Consider the following 23,058-nt stretch of genomic DNA (forward strand, 5'->3'; position numbering starts at 1 on the left):
GGAACACACTATGGCAACGTTTAAGGCAAAAGATGGTACGCAGATTTATTACAAAGACTGCGGCGCGGGAAAACCGGTTCTTTTCAGCCACGGCTGGCCGCTGGACGGGGATATGTGGGACAGCCAGCTGAACTTCCTGGCCGAGCGCGGCTACCGCACCATCGCCTTTGACCGTCGCGGGTTTGGGCGTTCGGATCAGCCGTGGAACGGCTATGACTACGATACCTTTGCGTCCGACATTAACGACCTGATCACCACGCTGGATCTGCGCGACGTGACGCTGGTGGGCTTCTCCATGGGCGGCGGCGACGTGACGCGTTACATCAACAACTACGGCAGCGAACGCGTGGCCGGTCTTGCCCTGCTGGGCGCGGTAACGCCCATTTTCGGCAAATCCGAAAGCTACCCGGAAGGGGTCGATCAGAGCGTGTTCAGCGGGATTCGCGACGGACTGCGTAAAGATCGCGCTCAGTTCATCAGCGATTTCTCCACCCCATTCTACGGCACCAACGCCGGGCAGACCGTTTCTGCCGGTGCCCTGACGCAGACGCTGAACATCGCCCTGCTGGCGTCCCTGAAGGGCACCATCGACTGCGTAACCGCCTTCGCCGAAACCGACTTCCGCCCGGATATGGCGAAAATCGACGTGCCGACGCTGGTGATCCACGGCAGCAACGACCAGATCGTGCCGTTTGAAACGACCGGCAAGCTGGCGGCAGAGATGATCAAAAACGCCACGCTGAAAGTGTACGACAACGCGCCGCACGGCTTCGCGCTGACCCACCAGGACCAGCTCAACGAAGATCTGCTGGCGTTTGTGAAGTCGCTGTAAGTCATTACGCGAAGCCTGATGGCGCTTCGCTTATCAGGCCTACAAGGGCTGGTCCTGTAGGCCGGGTAAGGCGCAGCCGCCACCCGGCGCTTTCGCAGACGCATTCCGCTCCGCCAGCAGCCGACACACCTCCGCATGCTTCTCTTCGGTAAAGGTAAAGCGCGACATAAAGCCCATTCGAATCAGCGAGCCTATCGCCGGTAACAAGCAAATCCCGAAGAACAGCCCCGCCAGCACGCTGTCGCTCTGTGACTGTGCCTGCGGCACATAGTCGATCATCGTCAGAAACACGCCGATGAGCCCGCCGCCCACCGCCACCGACATCTTGCCGGTAAAGGTCTGCCCGGAGAAGGTGATCGCCGCGCAGCGCTTGTGGGTGTGATACTCCGCGTACTCGATGGTGTCGGCAATCATCGACGAGGTGAGAATGTTGGTCATCATCACGAACAGCGTGCTCAGGCCGAGCAGGATAAACAGCAGCGCCGTGTGCTGATAGCCCGTGAACCACATCACCACGCGCACCGCCACGTCCAGCCCGCAGAGGATCATAAACAGCTTCCGCTTCTGCATCCGGCGGGTCAGCAGCGGGGCGACCAGGCACAGCACCGCCGCCACTATTCCCATCACGCCAATTGCCATTTGCAGGCTGCCGTCACCCATATTGTTGATAAAGAAGTAGATATAGAGACCGCCCGCCACGTTATGGAACACGCAGAAAAAGAACGACAGCAGGACGATAAACAGCGGCTTGTTCTGGCGCAGGTTGTGGAAGGTGTCGCGCATCGTCACCTTTTCCGGGCTCGGCGGCACGCGCTCTTTGATCTGCATAAAGCCGTTGAGCATCAGCGGCAGGCCCACCAGCATCATCACCAGCGCCGCCATAAAGTAGCCTTTATCGTTGCTGTACTGGGCAAAGAACGCCGCCAGCTTCGGGAAGAAGATGTTGGCGCAGGCAATCCCGGCGTTTACCCCGAGCATTGCTGCCGTTACCGCGCGGGTGCGCTGCCCGGAGTCGTTGGTCATCACCGACGACATCGACCAGAACGGGATATCGGAGATGGCGTACAGCGTCCCCCACAGGATATACGTCACCCCGGCGTAGAGGATTTTGGTGGTCATATCCGCTTCGATTTTATAGAACGCCAGCAGGGTGACGCCGGTGATCAGCAGCGGCGCAATCAGTAAAAAGTGGCGAAACTTGCCGAACCGGCTGTTAATGGTGTCCATAATGCTGGCAAACAGCGGATCGTGAACCGCATCCCACGCACGGGCAATCAGGAAGATGGTGCTTGCCGCCAGCGCCGAGATCCCCAGCACGTCGGTGTAAAAATAGTTAATAAACGAACCCACTAAACCAAAGCTAAAACACTGACCTAAACCATAGCCAAAGTAAGACCACAACTCGCGAGACGGTATTTTCATTGTCATTGCCATAGTGCGTACCTGGTTGCCCGGCGACAGCGCGCCGGGTCATTATTATTAGCCCTGCGGATTCGGGGCGATTTTGCGCAGCTTCTTCATCAGCGCGATTTCAGCGCGTGAGAACGGGATACCGTTCTCCTCAAACACGTCGTGGAACCACAGGCGGCAGTAGTCCGTGGACTCCTTCATCACCACCGGCCATGGCAGCCAGGTCTGGGTTTTACCGCGCACCAGCCCCCACTGATACGGCGCGACCTTCGCCATGTACATCAGCGGGAGCTGCTCTTCGATGGTGCCGCCCACGTGACGCGCCAGCCATTCGGTGCAGAAGATTGGGCGGCCCAGCGCCTGAAGCTGCTGGATAATCGCCGTCATGCGCCCGGTATTGGTATAGGCGTGGTAGCTCACCACATCTGACAGCGCCAGTGCGGTCTGGTCCAGCGGGTGCTGGTAAAACGTCTCGCCCTCTTCTTCCGCCGGCAGACGCCACGCGCAGATGGTGAGCGGCTGGGTCGGGTCTTCCTCACGCACCCAGCGGAACGCCTGCTTCATCAACTCGTGCGCGCAGGTTTCCAGCTTCTCGTCGTACAACACCTCCTCCGTGCCGGTCGCGAAAATGCCGCGGTTGCCCGGCTCGTTATACAGATCCCAGAGCAATACGCGCTTATCCTCGCGGAACTGGCGCACAACGTCGCGGATATAGCGCTCAATCTGTGGCCAACAGTCGCGATCGCACACCTTGTCGCGTCCCGGGCTCGCCGCCGCCTGGCTGTTGTGCTTGCCCGGTACGGGCGGCTTTTGCGGGCCGAGGTACGGCTCGTCGCCGGAGAAGCCGCAGTCGTCCATCAGGGTCAGCATGGTGCTGAACCCGTGGCCGTCGGCAATCGTCAAAAAGCGGTCGATGCGCGTCATCAGCCCGTCGCGGTCGTGCTCCCAGACGATGAACGGCAGGTTGATGCGCAGGGTGTTATAGCCCGCGTCCGCCGCCCAGCCCAGCTCGCGGTCGATGGTGTCGGCATCGAACGTTTCCTCCTGCCAGATATCGGTCCAGTTCACCGCCGTCGACGGCAGATAGTTAAACCCGCACAGCCAGCCTTTTTGCTGATACCACGCCTGTGCCTGCTCCCTGCTCCACTGCTCTTTCATTACGCATCCTCTTACTGATAATATTTAGCTAATAAATATTAGTTGCAGGATAAATGCGCAAATCGCGGCGCTCAGAAAAGCGACGCCTCTCACAAAGTTCACGCTTCGATGGATGAGAAACGTGATCGACGGCGCTAAAGCGTGCGGTTAGGGTATGATGCGAAATCGCGAAAGGGAGAGGACGGATGAAGCGAAAAACAAAAGTGACGATGAACGATATTGCGCGGGCGGCGGGGGTGTCGCAGGCGACGGTATCGCTGGTGCTCAACCAGTCCCGCAACATCAAGCTCAGCGACGACACCCGCCAGCGGGTGATTGGCGTCGCCACCGAGCTCGGCTACGACCGCCTCCCCGCCGTTCACGCCCCGCGCAACCAGGAGGAGATCGCCCTGCTGGTCAGCTCCATGCAGAGCTTCGACCCGTTTATCGACGCCATCAGCCAGGCGCGGGAAGCGGCGTGGCGCAACGAGACCCTGCTCACCGTCTACGACTACGGCGACGACGTGGAGCTGGCCCTGAACATCATCCGCCAGCTGGACAAGCGCAACTGCATCGGGATTATCCTTGCCTCTCCGGTCACGAACGTCGTCGATATGACGGCATTCCAGGACTGCACCCGCATCCCGCTGGTGCTGCTCAACCAGCGCGACCCCGGCTCGCCGCTGCTGCCGTCGTTTATTCCGGACGACTACGCCAACGCTTTCCAGGTTACCAGACACCTCATCGCCTGCGGCGCCACGCGCATCGCCCACATCACCGGCGAGAGCTGGATGGAGGCCTCGCGCCAGCGTCTGGCGGGCTACCAGGCAGCATTACAGCAGGCCGGACTCGCGTGCGACGACGGCCTGGTGCGCCAGACCAACTGGCAGTTCAGCGAGTCCTTTACCGCGACAGCTTCGCTGCTGGAACTGGCCGAGCGCCCGGACGCCATCTTCTGCGCCAGCGACTGGCTGGCGATTGGCTGCTATCAGGCGCTGGCGGTGAACGGCGTGCGCATCCCGCAGGACATGCTGCTGGCGGGCTACGACGACCAGAAGATTTCCGAGCAGCTCACCCCGCCGCTGACCAGCATCCAGTTGCCTTACAGCGAGCTGGGACGGCTGGCGGTGGAGTACCTGTGCAATCAGGAAGATGCCGCCACGCACGTGACGCTGGCGGGCAGGCTGAAGGTGCGCGCCTCAAGCCTCGTCTGAGGTAAACACCATGCCCGCGTAGGGCTTCTCGCGACACGCCGCCAGCCGCGCGGCGAGGCTGCCGACGTGCAGCTCCAGCTTGTGCCCGTCCGGGTCGAGAAAATAGAACGATGCCCCCTCGCTTTTGTTCTGCTTCCAGACGGTGACGCCCGCCTGCTTGAGCCTTTGCGAGAACGGTTCAAAATCTTCTTCCGCCACGGTAAACGCGTAGTGGGTGTAGTCGCTCTCCTGCGGCGGCACGTACTGGCGCGCCTCGTCGTACGACAGGCAGACCCACAGATCGCCGCAGGTGAGATAGGCCCCGGTATTCCAGCGGGCGTGCAGCGTCAGCCCCAGCAGCTCGTGCCAGAAGTTGATGCTTTTTTGCAGGTCGCTGACCGCGAGGGTCAGGTGGTTGAGTGATTGCAGCATGACGTGCCCTTTTGTTTTTCGCGCCGGACATGGTACGGTAAAGAGATGAACATAAACCACGCCGTCCTCACCGTAAACCGCTGGTGGCTGCCTTCTTAAAGGCGGCACGGAGTTGTTTTCCTCATTTTCAGATAGCCGCCGAAAGGCGGCTTTCTCACATCTTAGACCCCTTTCGGCATTACAACGTTAAGGAGTCTTTATGAACGCACCAACTATTCTCACCGGCGATCGCCCAACCGGCCCGCTGCACCTCGGTCATTTCGTCGGATCGCTGCGCCAGCGCGTGGCGCTTCAGCAGACGCACAACCAGTTTGTGCTGATTGCTGACCTTCAGGGGCTAACCGACAACGGCAGCAACCCGCAAAAAATTCGCGACAACATCCCCGAAGTGCTGGCCGACTACCTCGCCGCGGGCATTGACCCGAACCAGACCACGATCTGCCTGCAATCCGCCCTGCCCGCCCTTGCAGAGCTGACGATGCTGTATATGAACATCGTCACCGTCGCCCGCGTGGAGCGTAACCCGACGGTGAAAAACGAGATTGTGCAGAAAGGCTTCGCCCGCTCGCTGCCGGTCGGGTTTATGGCCTACCCCATCAGCCAGGCGGCGGACATCACCGCGTTCAAGGCCGAGTGCGTGCCCGTCGGCGACGACCAGCTGCCGATGATTGAGCAGACCAACGAGATTGTGCACAAGATGAACAGCCTGCTGCCCGCCCCGGTGCTGCGCCACTGCAAGGCGATGCTGAGCGACACCAGCCGCCTGCCCGGCATCGACGGCGGTGCCAAGATGTCGAAATCGCTGGGCAACACGCTGCACCTTTCGGCCAGCGAAGAGACCATTCACCGTGCGGTCAGCGCCATGTACACCGACCCGAACCATCTGAAGGTGAGCGACCCGGGGCAGATTGAGGGGAATGTGGTGTTTACGTACCTCGACGCGTTTCATCCGGACAAGGAGAAAGTGGCGGCGATGAAGGCGCATTATCAGACGGGCGGGCTGGGCGACAGGGTGTGTAAGAACGAGCTGGAGGCGTGTTTGCAGGAACTGATTGCGCCAATGCGGGAGCGGAGGGCGATGTACATGCAGGATAAAGGGGAGCTGATGGCGATGCTGAAGCGCGGGACCGAATGGGCGCAGGGGGTGACGCAGGAGACGTTGAGGGAGGTGAAGGTTGGGTTGGGGGTGCCGGTGTTTTGATTAGGTGAGTTGATTGAGGTTGGGCGGTGGAGTGTGATTGACACGTAGCCGCTTTGCCTCTCGATTTAAAATATCGTTTGTTATAAAAATACTTAATTTTCCTTTTAGATAATTTAAATTGCTTTAATTACTTTAATATTACATTGATAAATCTTTTATGACACGCTTAAAGGATTAACATGGCAGATGTAGATAATATATCCTTGAGATTATTCAACATAATCGATTCTCCAGATACAGTCACAGCATTTATAAATGGAGGCTTATCCGTTCCGCTAGATTATGGATATCTGATCTATGGTATCTTTGACACGGAAACAAGGTATGAACGCGAAACGGAAAGAATTAGAATAGCTGCCGCAATCATAAAAGACATTTTGAATTACGATAATATCATCAATGCAGCTAAGCAAATATTTAAACTATTCAACAGATATTTAACCGAGGCTGAGCAAGATAAGGTCTATAGACCAGCAGCTTCTTCAATACTGGGTAGAGTATCAACAAATATTATAGCAGCCACCATTGCGAAACGTGTTATTGAAAGAACGTCTTTTACATTTGTGGTTTTCAAAGGCAAATTAAATCCAATAACAGGACTGAGTACACTCCTTTTGTTTGGAGGAATGGCAGAACGCTCAATCAGAACATCTGCCAGGCTTAAAGCAGAAGCACCGGAGATATACGAACTTCTCAGACCCCGAGACTACGACCTACTCTACTTTCTCTTTGCTGATGCCGTCCAACCTTTCGTAGATGCTATCCATGCATGTTACTCAGAAGGAAAACCTGTCTTTAATCAGATCATAAACAAACTTAATGAAAAACTTAATGCCAAACGTACGGTAGGCTCGTATGAGTAAATTCATTATTCCTATTATAAACCTACTTCTTTGTTCATATTTAGTCTTATTATATATCCTTAGCTGGGTAGAATTTGACAACTGGCATGATAAAACAATCGCCTTTTGCATCATTACCCTAAGCGCCTACATTATTTCATTAGTAATGAATAAATTACTACCAGGCAAGATACATATTTTTGGTGGGATCCTGGATGTGTTATCAGGCCCCTTACTGATCATCGGTGCATTTGCTTGTATAGCTGTCCTTGAACCATGGCCGCTGAAAATTATTGGCTTGTTTATATGGGTCGTGGCGATGTTGCACCTACCTTCTTTTGTAAAAATAGATGAGGAATAATCATGTCAAATCCAGCGTATCTTTGGTTAACCGATGCTAATGGCTCACCCGTCGTAGGAGGTTCCATGGTGTCCGGCCGGTTTGGTGCTATTGAATTAAAGGCAGTCGCTCATCACCTCACCATTCCTGTGAGTGAAAATACAGGCCGACTAACAGGTACCCGCGTACATACACCGATTGCCGTTCAGAAAGAGTTTGATAAAACGACACCGGTTCTCATCAGGGCACTGTGTGAAAACCAAACACTGAAATCGGCTACGATAAAAATGTACCAAATTGATGATGCAGGAATCGAGAGAGAATATTTCAACATTATCCTGGAGAATGTAAAAATCACGGGTATCACGCCAAATCTGTTCCCGGGTTCTGGAACAGGAACGCATACAGAGACGATCGAGCTAAGATATGAGGCAATCACCTGGAAACACTGTGACGGGAATATCGTTTACAGAGATGCCTGGAATCATATGGCGATAGCCTGAACCGACTTTAACATTTCTCGGGCCGAGGTAACGTTGTGCTTGTCGGTCCGACCAAGCGGAGCGCCGCCGGGAAGCGCTGGCGATTATTTCTACCGCCTTAAAGGAGAGCATCATTATGGAACCCACACTCTCTCAAGTCATTGAGGTTGTTCGAAACTCCTCAGGTGAGCATCGTAAACCTATCGATAGCAATACGTTGATTGAGGCCGATTTGCATATTTGCGGTATCGACGGCGAAGACCTACTGGAAGACTGCGAAGAAGCGTTTGGCGTTAAACTTGCCACGGAAGAAGATGGCTACAGGAAAACGTTCTCTCTCGCAGAGAATGAATATCTGTTTACGGGTGAAGGCATAGACTTTTTTGGCATCTGTCGGTTTATCCGCTGGATACGTGGCATACCCGAACCTGTTATATGTGATTTAACCGTCGGCAAACTTCACGCTGCGCTGGTTAACGCGGTGAAAGAGCAGGTTAAGCACGATTGATTTTTACTTTCAACGGGCATGGGATGACATGCCCGTTTTATTGCTTCAAGGGTTACATTAGATGGGAAGCAGGTTACTCAGACATCGCCTGCCCTGTTCCACGCTTAACAACCGGTATATCGCCGGTATCATTCAACGCTCCCGGAAACGTCTTCAACCACTGCGCCACTTTCTTTTTATTTATATTCACCATGCTCATACCTTCCAGGCATCCCCATAATTCTCTTGTATGCTGCGGCGTAATCACAATGCAATCTTTCATGGCGCGGATTTTCACGGGCATGCCGTTGATAAAGCCTGCACGGGTTAACCAGTCCCCGCCGAGGAGAAGGTATTTCATGTCTATGCGTGCATACAGTTCGCAGCAGGCGGCACTGTCCTGCGGCGTTTCCGCTCGGGGATGGACGGGGGCCGCGTTGGGCGGGTTACCGTGCAGACGGCGGGCGCTGTTTTTGCGTACCAGCTCGCGGTTTTCAATCATGCCGGTAAAAGCATCTGATTCTGTTTTGCAAACAGTAAACTCTGGCTTAAAATTCGTCGCAGCCATTTTCAACTCCTCGATAGTTGGTTGTGGTTAGCGGTATGGGGGTGTTGCAGCACCTTCATATCGCGAATTCTCTCTTTAAATATTCTTTGATACTTCCTTTGCCGTTCGGCGTAATTTCTGGTGCCTATTATACAGGGCTGAATATAAATACAGCGGTTTGGCGTGGGGTAAATTTGGAATTTGCGAGGGGGATGCAGGAAATAGGGTTTTAATTCGAGAAATGACAACGCTTCGGCTGGAAAGCTGTTCAACTCACCTCTTCCAGATATCTGTTCGTTCGCAAACCTGGCGCAAATGCCGCATCGGTTGCCTCCACACCTTTCTCACCTATCTCTCAAAAATTCATCAAACCTATAGATTAACGATTTACATCACCCTGATTTTGTTATGTGATCCTGTTACAGGCTTTAGTAACGCCCTGCCCAGCCAACCGTAACAGGACTTGATCGATGGAATTTTATCAGGCCGATCCAACGCTTGAGAACTACTGGCGTGGTGTGATCCTCTTTGGAAGGAACGTCGCATCTTACAAATTTGCGCTGGCGTCGGCATTGTATGAAGTGGATAAGACGGGCAGCGATTTGATAACGCTCGACCAGCTTGCCGTGCCGTTCAGCCGCTATCTTTGCGAGCACCTGAAGCACGCGCCAAAACAGATCACCTCGCGCAGCAGCCAATTTCTGGAAACCTGCCTGAAGTTCAACAGAGGTGAAATCACCCATGCCCAACTCATTGAAGCGACGGTGCGCCTTGGCTTTAACAACGTGATTGATGCCTTTCATTACGTGAACCAGGGCGAGATCGATAAACGTTTTTTCCTTGATGAGCGCAAAACCAACAACGGGATCCGCCTGACGGATAACTTCTATTTACTGGGCGAACGCCTACAGTATAAAAACCTCGCCTTTGAAACTAATGCCCGCTGGAACCTGGTAGAGCAGGCCTGGTCGATGGGGATTTCACGTAATCTTGTGGGCGTGGAGTTCGACGAAGATAATCAGCTGCTGTTCACGAGGGTGAACGCGCGTCGCGTAGACATCACCAGCTGTCGCGACAGCCTGAATGGTTACCAGAAAGGACGATGCTTTTACTGCTTCAAACCCATCAGTCTGGTAACGGGAGACGCAGAACTGGCGGACGTCGATCACTTTATTCCCTGGGCTGCCCGCCATGAAGTGAGCAATATTAACGGCGTATGGAACTTAGTGCTGGCCTGTCGGTGCTGTAACCGTGGCGTCGAAGGAAAGTCGGCACGCATTCCCGACCTCAGGCTCCTGCAGCGGTTACACACCCGCAATGAGTATTTTATTCAGAGCAAACTGCCGTTACATGAGACGATTGTTCAACAGACAGGGCAGCGTCCTCAAGCACGGAAAAGCTTCCTTCAGCGTAACTGGCAGGCCGCGCTGGATAAACTTATCCATACCTGGAAACCCAACGCGGAAGGCGTGGCAACGTTTTAATGACACTTCACTACTATCAAAACCACGCGAAGGATTTCTTCGATGGCACAGTCAATGTCGATATGACCTCGCTCTACGAGGCCTTCACCCAACATCTGCCTCACGGTGCCCGGGTTCTGGATGCGGGCTGCGGTTCTGGTCGGGACGCAAAAGCCTTTCATGAGATGGGTTATCTGGTGGATGCGTTTGATGCCTCTTCCGCCATGGTGGAACTGGCAAAGCAACATACCGGGCTACCCGTGCAGCTGATGACATTTTCAGAGAACGACGGTAAAGCGCAGTACGATGGGATCTGGTGCTGTGCCTCTTTGTTGCATGTCCCCTCTTTTGAGTTGCCCGCAGTGATGCAGAAGCTTGCGGATGCGCTTAAACCTGGCGGTGTCTGGTATGTGTCCTTTAAGTATGGCAACGGTGAGCGCGTGCAGGGTGAAAGACGGTTTACGGACCTGGATGAAAAGGGGTTGCGGGAGTTGCTGAAGGCAGTTCCGGGGATGGAAATAGCTTCGCTGTGGGCGACTCAGGATAACCGCCCGGACAGGGATGAGACATGGCTGAATGGGATATTACAAAAAACCGTCGCTTGATCATCAGGCGGTGCTAATCGAAAAGGGAGTAGGTTAACTCAGTAATTCATCACTTTAGTCAGCTCAACTTCACCCGTGGCGGCATTAAAGTACAGATAGAAAATATCCCCTTTTACCTGTTCGGGTTTTGACCAGATCTCTTTCTCCCCCAGGCGACGCTTTTCCTTCGTGTATCCCAGCGTTTCGAGATACGTACGCAACGGTGCTACACCAGTGGCCCCTTTAAAGAAGATGTTATTTGAAGGGGCATAACCATCACCGGGATGCGCCTCGAAATAGTAGTCGTCCGTGATACGCGGGGCGTTTTCAATATCCTTGTCAGTCAGCGTGTAGTAGTGGAAAAATTGAACTGTCCAGAGCATCATAGCTCTGGACATACGATGGGGATAAATTATCGTAGCTTTTGATAAAAATTCTTGCGAACAGTGCGACTAATGTAACTGTTAAGCCCCTGACCAGACCTTGCAAGCATTTTCATGTGGTCAACCATAACTTGACCTGGGCGAATTGAGTTGTATAAGTACAAAGAGCTATCACGAAATTGTACCGTGATTGAATCATCCCCTATCTCAAAACTCATTACCCCTGAATCACCCCCACGATTTTGATACCTTTCCATTTCATGTCCTTGTCAAAAAAAAGCTTATCGCTCTTCAACAATAACCGCTCAGCTTAAATGGTTATGTGACAGGTATCTCTAAAAGTAGTATGGCGTTAGAAATTTAGTTGTACTCCTTTAGGACCCAAATAATGGGTTAGAGCAAAAAAATTTTTTAATTTCAACCTGAAGGTCTTTTATTGCTACAAACAAGAATTCGATTAACTCACAGTACACCAACAACGCTGGGTACTTAAGTCTGAAATCTGGCTACAACTTGATACCAGATAAAACTTGGTTAAAATCCTTCACGTAGCCTAAATGACAAGCAATGTCACAGCAAAGGAAAAGTCACGATGACTCTTGTAGATAATGTCGAAGCAGGAAAGCTGACGATCGGTGAATTGATTGATACCCTGTCGAAAGATAAAAATTATGCAGCTTCCAGATGGGATCAGCGATACCGTGAATTTACGACCTTGCTACAACAAACCTCAACTTTTGCTGAGCCTGAAACGGATGATTTAGTTAAGAGGCTCTGGTATGAACGTGATAACGGTATTGCCAGTATTCGTCAGGGCGTTCCATCTTTAGCGGAATATCAGCAAAACCTCCCATTACTTAGAGAACTTACCGAACGTGTTCGTCAGCAACCTGATGAGACAACCTACCAATACGTAGACAGTGCGCTGCAGCAGGCCAAAAAGACCGGGCAGCTTAAGCGCATGTATTGGAGTTTAAGAAATCGTGTCTTTGCCGCGTTCTCGCCAGAAAACTACACCAGTACTGTGGATGAGAATGCTTTCAATAAAGCAGCAGAATTCCTAAATCAGCACTTCCACCTCGGTTTGGTACTGACCGGAAATTGGTTACAGAAAAACTATGAATTGAAAAAAGCCATACACGCCCAATCTCCTAACACAGATCCTTATTACGTGAATATGGCCATCTGGCATCTCTATGAATTGCTCCGTGAACGCGATCATGAACAAAAGCAGGAGAAAGTAGCTAGCACTACATCCACAACCAGCAGTGAGCCCATCGAGAACAAGAGCATTCCACATTCACCAACTAACTTGATCTTCTTTGGCCCCCCTGGCACTGGCAAGACCTTCAAGTTGCAGCAAAAAATGAAAGAGTACACTTCTCATGCTGTAGCAACCGATCGTGATGCCTGGCTGGATTCTCGCCTTGAATCGTTGAATTGGATGCAGGTTATAACGCTGGTGCTGCTCGATCTTGGTAAACGAGCTAAAGTTCGCCAAATGACGGAACACGAGTGGTTCCAACGCAAAGCGCTGCTGAATGGCTGTAGTAGCAACTTTTCGCAAACTGCCTGGGCGACGTTGCAATCCTTCACCATTCCGGGATCAACTACCGTTGCTTACAAAGGTCGTCGTGAACCTGCGGTCTTCGACAAAACTGCCGATAGTGAATGGTTCCTGGTTGAATCCCAGTTAGAGCAAGTGGATGAGCTGCTTTCTCTTTACGCCGAGTTAAAGCAAGGACCTAAATCTGCCGAAGCCATCCAGCGTTTTGCAGTGGTTACCTTCCACCAATCTTACGGCTATGAAGAATTTATTGAGGGTATCCGCGCTCGCTCCGATGAAAGTGGCAATATCTCTTACCCTATTGAGCCGGGTATCTTTATGCGGCTGTGCCAGCGTGCCAATGCCGATCCAGCCCATCGCTACGCCATTTTCATCGACGAAATCAATCGCGGCAATATCTCCAAGATTTTTGGCGAATTGATCTCACTCATTGAAGTAGACAAGCGTGCCGGTATGTCCAATGCAATGAGCCTGCAGCTGTCTTATAGCGGTGATCACTTCAGCGTACCCGCCAATGTCGACATCATCGGAGCAATGAATACAGCGGACCGTTCTTTAGCTCTTATGGACACTGCTTTGCGCCGTCGCTTTGACTTTGTCGAAATGATGCCTGACCTCTCTTTACTGAGTGGAACCAAGGTGAAAGGCATAGAACTCGAGCCGTTGTTAGAGAAACTCAATAGCCGCATCGAAGCACTTTACAATCGTGAACATACGCTGGGGCATGCGTTCTTTATGCCAGTAAAAAATGCACTCGATGCTGGTGATGAAGAAGCTGCGTTTAAACAATTGAAGATCGCATTCCAGAAAAAGATCATTCCGCTTTTACAGGAATACTTTTTCGACGACTGGAACAAGATCAGGTTGGTGCTGGCAGACAACCAGAAACAAGACGACAGCCTGCAATTCGTGATTGAGAAAACAGACGATCTCGATACGCTTTTTGGTAACAACCATGATCTACGACACCATGATCAGCAATCGACAGCTTACGAGCTCGAAGCATTCGATCAAGAGATCTGGAACAGGCCACCGGCTTACCGTGCTATTTACCAACCCCAACAGACCGCTCTTGATGAGCAGGCTGTAAACCATGGGTGAAGTGATCTCTGTTTTTGAATATGACCTGCTGGGGAGTGGAAAAGCGGCTTCAGTTGGCGCAAAGTTGGTGCCTCAACAGATCTTTAATTATTTAGAAGCACTTAGCCTGGCAAGTATTCAAGGGAGCCAGTTTCTCAAACTCACTTCTCGCTCAGGCTTCAAATTACTTCAGGTGCAAAACTACGCGGGGATGCTTTCAACACCTCATGGTTTCCAGCTTGAGATACTGCCCAAGGTTGGTAAAAACCTCACAGCAGCTAATGCTCGTGAAACATTGCTGACGATGCTAAGCCATCTGCCTGGGTTTCGACATATTCAAACCCAACAGGCAACTCTGCAGGCTCAGCGCATGCCTTTGCTTGAGATTTTTATCAGTCAGTTTTTGCTTAGCGTCAGCCAATTGCTTAGACAAGGTTTACGCTCCGACTATGTGAGCGAGCACGGTAATCTGGCCTTTATGAAGGGCAAGCTGATGCTTTCTGCACAGCTGCGACATAACGCGGTAAATCGCCATAAGTTTTGTGTAGATTATGATGAGTATATGCCTGATTGTGCTGCCAATCGGCTCTTACACTCCGCACTGGATAAGTTACTTAGTCTGCAGCTGTCATCAGAGAATCAACGCTGGCTTTACGAACTGCGCTTTGCGTTTGACGGGATTCCACTTAGCCGGGATATTGAAAGTGATATAAACAGCTTACGCATTGAGCGTGGTATGACTCATTACAGCGAGCCAATGGCTTGGGCGCAGTTGATCCTGAGAGGAATGAGCCCAAGTGCATTGCAAGGAAACACCAAAGCGATATCACTTTTGTTTCCTATGGAAGCGGTATTTGAATCCTTTGTGGCACAGACCCTACCCTACGAATTACCTTCCCACCTAAAAGTTTTTCCTCAAGCAGCAACTTATTCTTTGGTAAAGCATGGACTTAAAGATTGCTTTAAGCTTCGCCCAGACTTGGTGATTCAATCTCGGCAACCGATTCAAACCAAAATGGTGATGGATACAAAATGGAAGCAGGTGAATAGCAGCTACCAAAAAAAATCACTTTATGGACTAGCGCAATCCGACTTCTATCAAATGTTTGCTTACGGCCAAAAATACCTTGGCGGAACAGGCGAAATGTACCTGATTTACCCTGCGCATGATGACTTTAGCCAACCGATACCGCAGCACTTTGCTTTTTCAGAGACTTTAAAATTATGGGTTGTGCCATACCGGATAATGGCAAAACGCGGTGAGAGGATGATGTGGGCAAGTGATGTGTTAACAACATAGTGACTAAGCCATTAGGAATGGGCCAGTCCAAAACATCGACGCTGTCTCAGACAAAGTGTTTGTGTTGATAGGAATGGAGACAGTAGTCCCTCATTAGCCCTGACTCTAAGGCCCTACCGCTAGCAAGAAGCTCTTATCAAAAGTACAATCAAAACCCTAAAACAGCCCTTTTCGAATTAGAATTGCTTTTAACAGGATTTATAGTGAATAAACAACAGCTTGCTGCAAAAATCTGGGAATCTGCCAACCAGATGCGGTCTAAAATTGAAGCCAACGAATATAAAGACTACATACTCGGCTTTATCTTCTACAAGTACCTAAGCGACCAGTTGGTGCAGTTTGTCAGCAGACAAGGGATGACACCCGAAGACATCAAAGCCCTGAATGAAGAAGACGCCGACACCGTTGAATACGTGCAAAGCAACTTGGGCTACTTTATTGCCTACGATAATCTGTTTTCTACATGGATTGATCCAACGTCCGAATTTAACGAATCTAACGTACGTGATGCGCTTTCGGCCTTTAGCCGCTTGATTTCGCCAACTTACAAAAAACTGTTTGACGGTATCTTTACCACCTTAGAAACAGGTTTAAGCAAACTGGGTGAAAGTGCGGGTAAACGTACCAAAGCTATCAGCGACTTACTACACCTGATTAAAAGCATCCCCATGAATGGCAATCTAGGGTATGACGTACTGGGCTATATTTACGAGTACCTGATTGAAAAATTTGCCGCCAATGCCGGGAAAAAAGCTGGTGAGTTTTACACGCCACATGAAGTTTCTGTACTCATGTCGAACATCATCGCACATGAGTTGAAGCACAAAGATACCATTAAAATTTACGACCCTACTTCTGGCTCAGGTTCATTGCTAATCACTATCGGTGAGGCATTCGAGAAATACGCGAAAAATAAAGACTGCATCACCTATTACGCACAAGAGTTAAAAGCCAACACGTACAACCTGACCCGTATGAACCTCATCATGCGTGGTATTAAAGCCAGCAACATTAAAACCCGTAATGGTGACACCCTGGAAGACGATTGGCCATATTTCGATGACAGCGATCCTCAAGGCTCATACTACGCCTTGCATGTCGATGCCGTGGTGTCCAACCCGCCATACTCACAAAACTGGGACCCCAGCTTTAAAGACAGCGATCCGCGCTATTCACGTTTTGGCCTGGCACCTAAAACCAAAGCGGATTTTGCTTTTTTACTGCACGACCTCTATCACCTAAAACCCGATGGCATTATGGCTATCGTGCTGCCTCATGGTGTCTTGTTCCGTGGCGGTGAAGAAGGTGAAATTCGCAAGCAACTCATTGAGCAGAATCACATTGATACCGTTATCGGTTTACCGGCCAATATCTTTTTTGGCACCGGCATTCCCACAGTGATTTTGGTACTCAAGCAAAAACGTCAAAACACCGATGTATTGGTGGTCGATGCCTCCAAACACTTTATGAAAGAAGGCAAAAACAACAAACTGCAAGCCAGTGATATCAAGCGCATTACTGATGCGGTGATTAACCGAGAAAGTATTGACAAGTTTTCGCAACTGGTGAGCAAACAAACCCTGCGCGACAACGGTTACAACCTCAACATACCGCGCTACGTGGATTCCTCTGCGGCGGCAGAAAGCTGGGATTTACACGCCACGATGCTCGGCGGTATTCCCAATAGCGAAATTGCCGAGTTAGACAACTTTTGGCAAGCCTTCCCACAATTGCGCAGTAATTTATTTACGCCAAAATCTGCCGCTTACAGTGAGCTAGCCATTGATAAACAGGACGTCAACGCCAGCGTTAGCGGGCACCCGCAAGTGCTAGAGTTTATCAGCGCCTACAACCAGGCTTTTAATGGCTTTGATGACCAGCTAAACGCCCAATTAATACAAAACTGGCAAAGCGTAAAGCGTAACCAACAAGAAGCGGTACTAAGTGCCGAGTTATTTGCTCGTTTAGCGCCCATAGCCTTAATCGACAAATACCAGGCTTATCAATGTCTGAACAACCAATGGCAACTCATCAGCGCTGATTTAGAAATGATGCAAACCGAAGGCTTTGCCGCCACTAAACAAGTTGATCCTAACATTGTTATAAAGAAAAAAAACGGCCAGGACACTGAAGTACAAGACGGCTGGAAAGGCCACATATTGCCCTTTGATCTAGTGCAACAAACTTACTTAAATGATGACTTACAGGCTTTGGCAGCTAAAGAAACCCGCCTGACAGAAATCGCCAGCACGCTGGAAGAAATTTTAGAATCCCTGACCGAAGAAGAAAAAGAACAAGATACTGTAAAAGACAACAAAGACGGCTTTGCCAATGCCGAATTAAGCAAGGCCGCCAAAGTCTTCCTGAAAGAACAAAAAGACAGCAAAGTTAAATTTGTAGAAGAAAGCTATGAAGCCAAAATCATTCACGCAAACAAATTAATCGATGAAGAAAAAAGTCTGAAAAAAGCGGTCAAAGATGCCGCTACTGCTCTGCACCTAAAAACCAAAACGACCATCGAAGCCTTAACCGATGAACAAGTAAACAACCTGCTGCACCTAAAATGGATTACGCCATTAGGTATGGAGCTGGCTGACATGCCAAACGCAATTATTAGCAAACTAACCAACCGAGTGCAAAACCTTGCTGATAAATATGCCATCACTTACTCACAAGTGGCCAGTGATATAAAAAACACCGAGCTAGAACTAGCGGAAATGATGGGTGAACTCACAGGTAATGAGTTTGATATGCAGGGCTTGGAAGAACTCACTAACTTATTGAAGGGTGAATAAGATGAGTATAGTAAAGAAGGTGCCTGAGATTCGTTTTAAAAGGTTTGGCAGGGAGTGGGAAAACCTAACGTTGGGTGATCTTGGTTCTGTCGCCATGAATAAAAGAATTTTTAAGCATCAAACGACTATAACCGGTGATGTTCCATTCTTTAAAATAGGCACTTTTGGAAAGCAACCTGATGCTTTTATTAGTAAAGCTCTATTTGATGAATATAAAGAAAAATACCCATATCCAGTTGAGGGAGATCTTCTACTGTCAGCTTCTGGAAGTATTGGTCGCGTTGTTGAATACAAAGGGGAAGATCACTACTTCCAGGACTCAAATATTGTTTGGCTAAAACATGATGGAAAGATAGACAATTCTTTCTTAAAGGTTTTTTATTCTACAGTAAAATGGAGTGGGCTAGAAGGCAGCACTATCCAACGACTGTACAACAAAAACATCCTTGACACCGAGATTAGTACACCTGAAAGACAAGAACAAATTGCCATCGGCAACTACTTCCAAAAGCTAGACGCGCTGATCAACCAACACCAACAAAAGCATGACAAGCTCAACAGCATTAAAAAAGCCATGCTAGAAAAGATGTTCCCCAAACCTGGCGAAACCATTCCAGAAATCCGCTTTAAAGGGTATAGCAATGAATGGTTTGAAGTAAAATTAGGAGAAGTTGCCAGAATTAAAGGTCGTTTAGGTTGGAAATCTCTCAAGCAAAATGAATATCTCAGTGATGGTCCAGCAATGATTGCTGGTAAACATATAGAAAATGGTCATATAAACTGGAGTACGGTCGATCATATTCCTGAATGGCGCTACATAGAGTCGCCGGAGATTATGTTGAAAAACGATGATGTAATCTTTTCAAAGGATGGTTCTTTGGGTAACCCAGCTGTTGTAAGTAATTTACAATGCAAGGCTACTATAAACTCTACAATGATGCTTGTAAGGCCTAGTAATAATCTAGACTCTAACTTTTTTTATCAAATTTTGAATACGAAACTATTTAAAGAGTTAATAAAAGAAAAGGTCTCTGGGAGCAGCATCCCACATCTGTTCCAAGCAGATATGAAGCTGTTTAAGTTTTATAATACTAGTTTAGAAGAGCAATATCAGATAGGTGTCTACTTCAAAAAGCTTGATACTCTAATCAACCAACACCAAAAACAAATCACCAAGCTCAACAACATCAAGCAGGCTTGCTTAAACAAAATGTTTGTCTAACAGGGAGCGCCATCATGACCACCTTTACAACCGAAGCGCAATTTGAGCAGGCCTTTATAGAGGTACTCGCCAACAAAGGTTGGGAACCAGAGATACTCAAAAATAAAACCGAAGCCGAATTACTGCAAAATTGGGCGTCCATTTTGTTTGAAAATAATCGCCAGCGAGATCGCTTAAACGATGTTCCGCTTACTGCGACTGAAATGCAGCAAATTATTGAGCAAATCAAAGAACTTAAAACCCCACTCAAGCTCAACGGTTTAATTAATGGTAAAACCGTTGCGATTAAGCGCGATAACCCATCCGATACCTTGCATATGGGCAAAGAAGTCAGCTTAAAAATATACGACCGCCAGGAAATCGCCGCAGGACAAAGCCGTTACCAAATTGTGCAACAGCCAAAATTTGAACGCGGGAGCCCTTTACGTAACGACAGGCGCGGTGATGTGCTGCTACTGATTAACGGAATGCCAGTTATCCATGTAGAGCTAAAGCGCAGCGGTATTCCGGTTAGCCAGGCCGTAAACCAAATTGAAAAGTACAGTAAAGAGGGCTTATTTAACGGTCTATTTTCGCTCATCCAGGTGTTTGTGGCCATGGAGCCAAACGAGACCAAATACTTTGCCAACCCCGGACTAGACGGAAAGTTTAACCCCGACTATCAGTTTAGCTGGGCCGATTTTAATAACGAACCCATAAACCACTGGAAAGACATCGCGTCTACCTTGCTTTCTATTCCTATGGCACACCAGTTAATTGGTTTTTATACCGTCGCCGACGATACCGACGGCGTGCTTAAGGTAATGCGCAGTTATCAGTATTACGCCGCCAATGCGATATCTGACAAAGTGGCCAAAACCAACTGGCAACAGCTGGGTAGCGCTAATAACCCTGATCGTCTCGGGGGGTATGTGTGGCATACTACCGGTTCGGGAAAAACCATGACCAGTTTTAAATCGGCGCAGTTAATTGCACAATCGAAAGATGCCGATAAAGTGATTTTTTTAATGGACAGGATTGAGCTGGGTACCCAATCTCTGACGGAATATCGCAATTTTGCAAGCGATGGTGAAACCGTTCAAGCTACAGAGAATACTCATGTACTCATTACCAAATTAAAAAGCAGTGCAACTTCCGATACGTTAATTGTTAGCTCCATTCAAAAAATGAGTAATATTTTTGAAGAAGCTGATGATGAGGGAACAGCAACAAATTCAGCTGACGTAGAAAAAATCCGTGCTAAGCGCTTGGTATTTATTATTGATGAAGCACATCGCTCAACGATGAGTGGAGGAAAAGAAAATAAACTAGGCATGCTGGTAAGCATTAAAAAAACATTCCCTAAGGCACTCTTTTTTGGTTTTACCGGCACGCCGATTCATGATGAAAATAAAATCAATAGCAATACTACCGCTGATGTATTTGGTAACGAGTTGCATCGCTATAGCATAGCAGATGGTATACGTGATGGTAACGTTTTGGGCTTTGATCCTTACAAAATACCTACTTTTAGAGATAGTGATCTAAGGAAAGAAGTTGCATTAGAACAAGCCAGGGCTGAATCGGTTGCTGATGCGATGGCTGATCCAGAAAAAAAGAAAAAGTTTAATCACTTTATGAAAGATGTGCCTATGGCAGGCTACAAAGATGGCACTGGCAAATATCACAAAGGCATTGAAGACTATATACCTAAAAGCCAATATTTAACTAATGCCCACCAGGAGAAAGTGGTCAGTGATATCTTAGATAAATGGGATATACTCAGCCAAAATAATAAATTCCATGCGATTTTAGCCACGAATAGTATCGCTGAAGCGATTGACTATTACCGACATTTAAAAGCGGCTAAACCCGAAATTAAAATATCAGCTTTATTTGATCCTAATATTGATAACGACGGCAGTGGTGACCGTGGCCCAACCTTTAAAGGTGATGGCCTGAATGAAATTATGGATGACTACAATAAGCGCTATGGTCACGATTTTGATTTTGCCCGCCATGCCGCTTTTAAAAAGGATTTAGCGGCACGTCTTGCCCATAAAAAACCCTACGAACGTATTCATACCGATCCTTCGAAGCAATTAGATTTATTGATTGTAGTGGATCAAATGCTTACTGGTTTTGATTCTAAATGGCTTAATACTTTGTATTTAGACAAGATAATTAAATACCAAAATATAATTCAAGCGTTCTCACGCACCAATCGCTTGTTTGGTCCGGACAAACCCCACGGTATCATCCGTTATTACCGCTACCCGCATACAATGGAGCAGCACATTAATGCTGCGGTAAAACTCTATTCCGGCGATAAGCCTATCGGCTTGTTTGTTGACAAGTTAGAAAGCAATCTAAAAGCCATGAATGAATTAGTAGCTGACATTACCGAGCTGTTTGTTATAGCTGGAGTTGAGAATTTTGAAAAACTGCCAGACGATATAGAAATCTGTGCCCAATTTGCCAAGTTGTTTAATACCTTTAGCCAGCACCTGGAAGCGGCTAAAGTACAAGGCTTCAATTGGGAACAGTCAGTCTATTCCTTTACTGAAAATAATACAGAACATGAAGTAACGCTAGCTATAGACGAACAAACTTACCTGAGTCTGGTCCTGCGCTATAAAGAATTAACAGCCAAAGGTGAGCACGATGGTGCAGGTAGTGGCGATGTACCTTTTGATATCAGTGGTTATTTAACTGAAATAGATACCGGCAAAATCGATGCCGACTATATGAATAGCCGATTCGATAAATATTTAAAAGAGCTGAACAAACACCAAGACCCTGCAAGCATTGAATCCACATTAAATGAACTGCACAAGTCGTTTGCAACGCTCACCCAAATTGAACAAAAATACGCCAAACTCTTCTTGCACGACTTGCAGCGTGGCGATGCTCAGCTTGTTGAAGGCCATACTTTCAGAGACTACATCAACATCTACAAAGATAACGCTGAATATGCGCAAATAAACGGTGTTGTTAACGCTCTTGGTTTAGATAAAGAACTGCTCATAGCATTAATGGTTAATAGTGTTAATGCGAAAAATCTAAACGATTTTGGTCGCTTCGACGCATTAAAAGAATCGGTAGATAAGGCAAAAGCAAAAATATATTTTGAAAAACAAGATGGCGTAAGCATGCCTTTATTTAAGTTGAATATACGCATTGAGCAGTTTTTAAAACAGTTTATTTTATCACAAAATGATGAATTATTAAGTAGCGGAGATTTTGTTGATAATGTGAAGTCATGACATATCACCTCACTCAGCATAAGTACTGCCCTGTTTATGCTGAGTGTTGATTTTTCATAAGTATTTCTTCAATACGTTTGTATAGATTGAATCAGGTTGAGCGGAAAAGCGAGGACAGCCTTGCGGCTACCGGATTTCAGACACAAAAAAAGCCGCCCTTAGCGACTTCAATTTGCATCTTTTGGTGCGAAGGCCGGACTCAAATATAGACATAAGTCATTGTTAAATAAATATTTTTCAATATAAAAACAGATTTATGCCCCCATTTGTGCCCCCACTTTTTTTCTTCCCATCGGTAAAAAAGACGAGTTTTTAGCCATTTGTAATCAAAGCACAATTTTAATATCCCCGGTTAGGTTCCGTGCAACGGATCCAAACCAAAAGTCCTCAACACCCAAAATTACTTTTTCTTTAGAAAAGCGTGCACACTGTTCACTGCGACATAATTAACTTTAATATCAATAAAATAGAAGTTAACAATATGGTGTAGAGTGAACAGTAAACTCTACATTCATT

At 48.3% G+C, this 23,058-nt stretch carries 19 protein-coding genes; 14 read left to right on the forward strand and 5 right to left on the reverse strand.

Annotation, left to right across the window (positions count from 1 at the left end; all coding sequences use genetic code 11):
- Positions 1–10: 10 nt before the first annotated feature.
- Positions 11–832 carry an alpha/beta fold hydrolase gene (locus tag ACWKXX_RS13590; RefSeq protein WP_063624049.1) on the forward strand — a complete coding sequence of 274 codons (822 nt, stop codon included), beginning with the start codon at positions 11–13 and terminating at the stop codon, positions 830–832.
- A 39-nt stretch (positions 833–871) separates the two neighbouring features.
- On the opposite strand, the gene ACWKXX_RS13595 is transcribed toward ACWKXX_RS13590, so the two are convergent.
- Together ACWKXX_RS13595 and ACWKXX_RS13600 are read right to left on the reverse strand one after the other, a co-directional pair.
- Positions 872–2,266 (reverse strand): MFS transporter, encoded by a 1,395-nt coding sequence (locus ACWKXX_RS13595; RefSeq protein WP_048220400.1) that lies wholly within the window; start codon positions 2,264–2,266, stop codon positions 872–874.
- 45 nt (positions 2,267–2,311) lie between these two features.
- Positions 2,312–3,400 carry a cellulase family glycosylhydrolase gene (locus ACWKXX_RS13600; RefSeq protein ID WP_261666457.1) on the reverse strand — a complete coding sequence of 363 codons (1,089 nt, stop codon included), beginning with the start codon at positions 3,398–3,400 and terminating at the stop codon, positions 2,312–2,314.
- A gap of 185 nt (positions 3,401–3,585) precedes the next feature.
- Between ACWKXX_RS13600 and ACWKXX_RS13605 the strand changes: the two genes are divergently transcribed.
- Entirely contained in the window at positions 3,586–4,593 is a 1,008-nt protein-coding gene (locus ACWKXX_RS13605; RefSeq protein ID WP_045141655.1) for a LacI family DNA-binding transcriptional regulator, read from the forward strand.
- Here the strand turns inward: ACWKXX_RS13605 and fosA are convergent.
- Positions 4,579–5,004, reverse strand: a complete 426-nt coding sequence (fosA, locus tag ACWKXX_RS13610) for a FosA/FosA2 family fosfomycin resistance glutathione transferase (RefSeq protein ID WP_261666458.1) — start codon at positions 5,002–5,004, stop codon at positions 4,579–4,581. The genes ACWKXX_RS13605 and fosA overlap by 15 nt on opposite strands.
- Positions 5,005–5,203: 199 nt before the next feature.
- Between fosA and trpS the strand changes: the two genes are divergently transcribed.
- The 5 genes from trpS to ACWKXX_RS13635 all read left to right on the forward strand — a co-directional run bounded on the left by trpS (position 5,204) and on the right by ACWKXX_RS13635 (position 8,377).
- Positions 5,204–6,205, forward strand: a complete 1,002-nt coding sequence (trpS, locus tag ACWKXX_RS13615) for a tryptophan--tRNA ligase (RefSeq protein WP_261666459.1) — start codon at positions 5,204–5,206, stop codon at positions 6,203–6,205.
- 179 nt (positions 6,206–6,384) lie between these two features.
- Positions 6,385–7,068: a hypothetical protein gene (locus ACWKXX_RS13620; protein ID WP_261666460.1), complete on the forward strand. Its 684-nt coding sequence runs from the start codon at positions 6,385–6,387 to the stop codon at positions 7,066–7,068.
- Complete coding sequence (locus ACWKXX_RS13625; protein ID WP_047364002.1) at positions 7,061–7,408, forward strand: hypothetical protein; 348 nt, start codon at positions 7,061–7,063, stop codon at positions 7,406–7,408. The genes ACWKXX_RS13620 and ACWKXX_RS13625 overlap by 8 nt, the downstream gene beginning before the upstream one ends.
- Positions 7,409–7,410: 2 nt before the next feature.
- The gene (locus ACWKXX_RS13630) at positions 7,411–7,890 is read left to right on the forward strand and encodes an Hcp family type VI secretion system effector (RefSeq protein WP_045348372.1); all 480 of its coding nucleotides are present in this window, start codon (positions 7,411–7,413) and stop codon (positions 7,888–7,890) included.
- A 115-nt stretch (positions 7,891–8,005) separates the two neighbouring features.
- Complete coding sequence (locus ACWKXX_RS13635; RefSeq protein ID WP_261666461.1) at positions 8,006–8,377, forward strand: hypothetical protein; 372 nt, start codon at positions 8,006–8,008, stop codon at positions 8,375–8,377.
- 73 nt (positions 8,378–8,450) lie between these two features.
- On the opposite strand, the gene ACWKXX_RS13640 is transcribed toward ACWKXX_RS13635, so the two are convergent.
- Positions 8,451–8,924: a type I toxin-antitoxin system SymE family toxin gene (locus ACWKXX_RS13640; RefSeq protein WP_261666462.1), complete on the reverse strand. Its 474-nt coding sequence runs from the start codon at positions 8,922–8,924 to the stop codon at positions 8,451–8,453.
- 449 nt (positions 8,925–9,373) lie between these two features.
- On the opposite strand from ACWKXX_RS13640, the gene ACWKXX_RS13645 reads away from it, so the two are divergent.
- Both ACWKXX_RS13645 and ACWKXX_RS13650 read left to right on the forward strand, forming a co-directional pair.
- The gene (locus ACWKXX_RS13645) at positions 9,374–10,387 is read left to right on the forward strand and encodes an HNH endonuclease family protein (RefSeq protein WP_261666463.1); all 1,014 of its coding nucleotides are present in this window, start codon (positions 9,374–9,376) and stop codon (positions 10,385–10,387) included.
- Entirely contained in the window at positions 10,387–10,971 is a 585-nt protein-coding gene (locus tag ACWKXX_RS13650; protein ID WP_261666464.1) for a class I SAM-dependent methyltransferase, read from the forward strand. Before ACWKXX_RS13645 ends, ACWKXX_RS13650 begins: the two co-directional genes overlap by 1 nt.
- Positions 10,972–11,009: 38 nt before the next feature.
- On the opposite strand, the gene ACWKXX_RS13655 is transcribed toward ACWKXX_RS13650, so the two are convergent.
- On the reverse strand, positions 11,010–11,336 hold the full coding sequence (locus tag ACWKXX_RS13655) for a hypothetical protein (protein WP_261666465.1): 327 nt from the start codon (positions 11,334–11,336) through the stop codon (positions 11,010–11,012).
- Positions 11,337–11,925: 589 nt separating this feature from the next.
- Between ACWKXX_RS13655 and ACWKXX_RS13660 the strand changes: the two genes are divergently transcribed.
- The 5 genes from ACWKXX_RS13660 to ACWKXX_RS13680 all read left to right on the forward strand — a co-directional run bounded on the left by ACWKXX_RS13660 (position 11,926) and on the right by ACWKXX_RS13680 (position 22,542).
- A complete protein-coding gene (locus tag ACWKXX_RS13660; RefSeq protein ID WP_454540826.1) occupies positions 11,926–14,001 on the forward strand; it encodes an AAA family ATPase in 2,076 nt (691 codons plus the stop codon).
- Positions 13,994–15,280 carry an McrC family protein gene (locus ACWKXX_RS13665; protein WP_261666467.1) on the forward strand — a complete coding sequence of 429 codons (1,287 nt, stop codon included), beginning with the start codon at positions 13,994–13,996 and terminating at the stop codon, positions 15,278–15,280. Before ACWKXX_RS13660 ends, ACWKXX_RS13665 begins: the two co-directional genes overlap by 8 nt.
- 203 nt (positions 15,281–15,483) lie before the next feature.
- Positions 15,484–18,075, forward strand: coding sequence for a type I restriction-modification system subunit M (locus tag ACWKXX_RS13670; RefSeq protein WP_261666468.1), 2,592 nt, complete (start codon positions 15,484–15,486; stop codon positions 18,073–18,075).
- A 1-nt stretch (position 18,076) separates the two neighbouring features.
- The gene (locus ACWKXX_RS13675; RefSeq protein ID WP_261666469.1) at positions 18,077–19,297 is read left to right on the forward strand and encodes a restriction endonuclease subunit S; all 1,221 of its coding nucleotides are present in this window, start codon (positions 18,077–18,079) and stop codon (positions 19,295–19,297) included.
- Positions 19,298–19,311: 14 nt separating this feature from the next.
- Entirely contained in the window at positions 19,312–22,542 is a 3,231-nt protein-coding gene (locus ACWKXX_RS13680; RefSeq protein WP_454540827.1) for a type I restriction endonuclease subunit R, read from the forward strand.
- Positions 22,543–23,058 lie beyond the last annotated feature (516 nt).

This window comes from Enterobacter sp. UPMP2061, assembly GCF_053709615.1.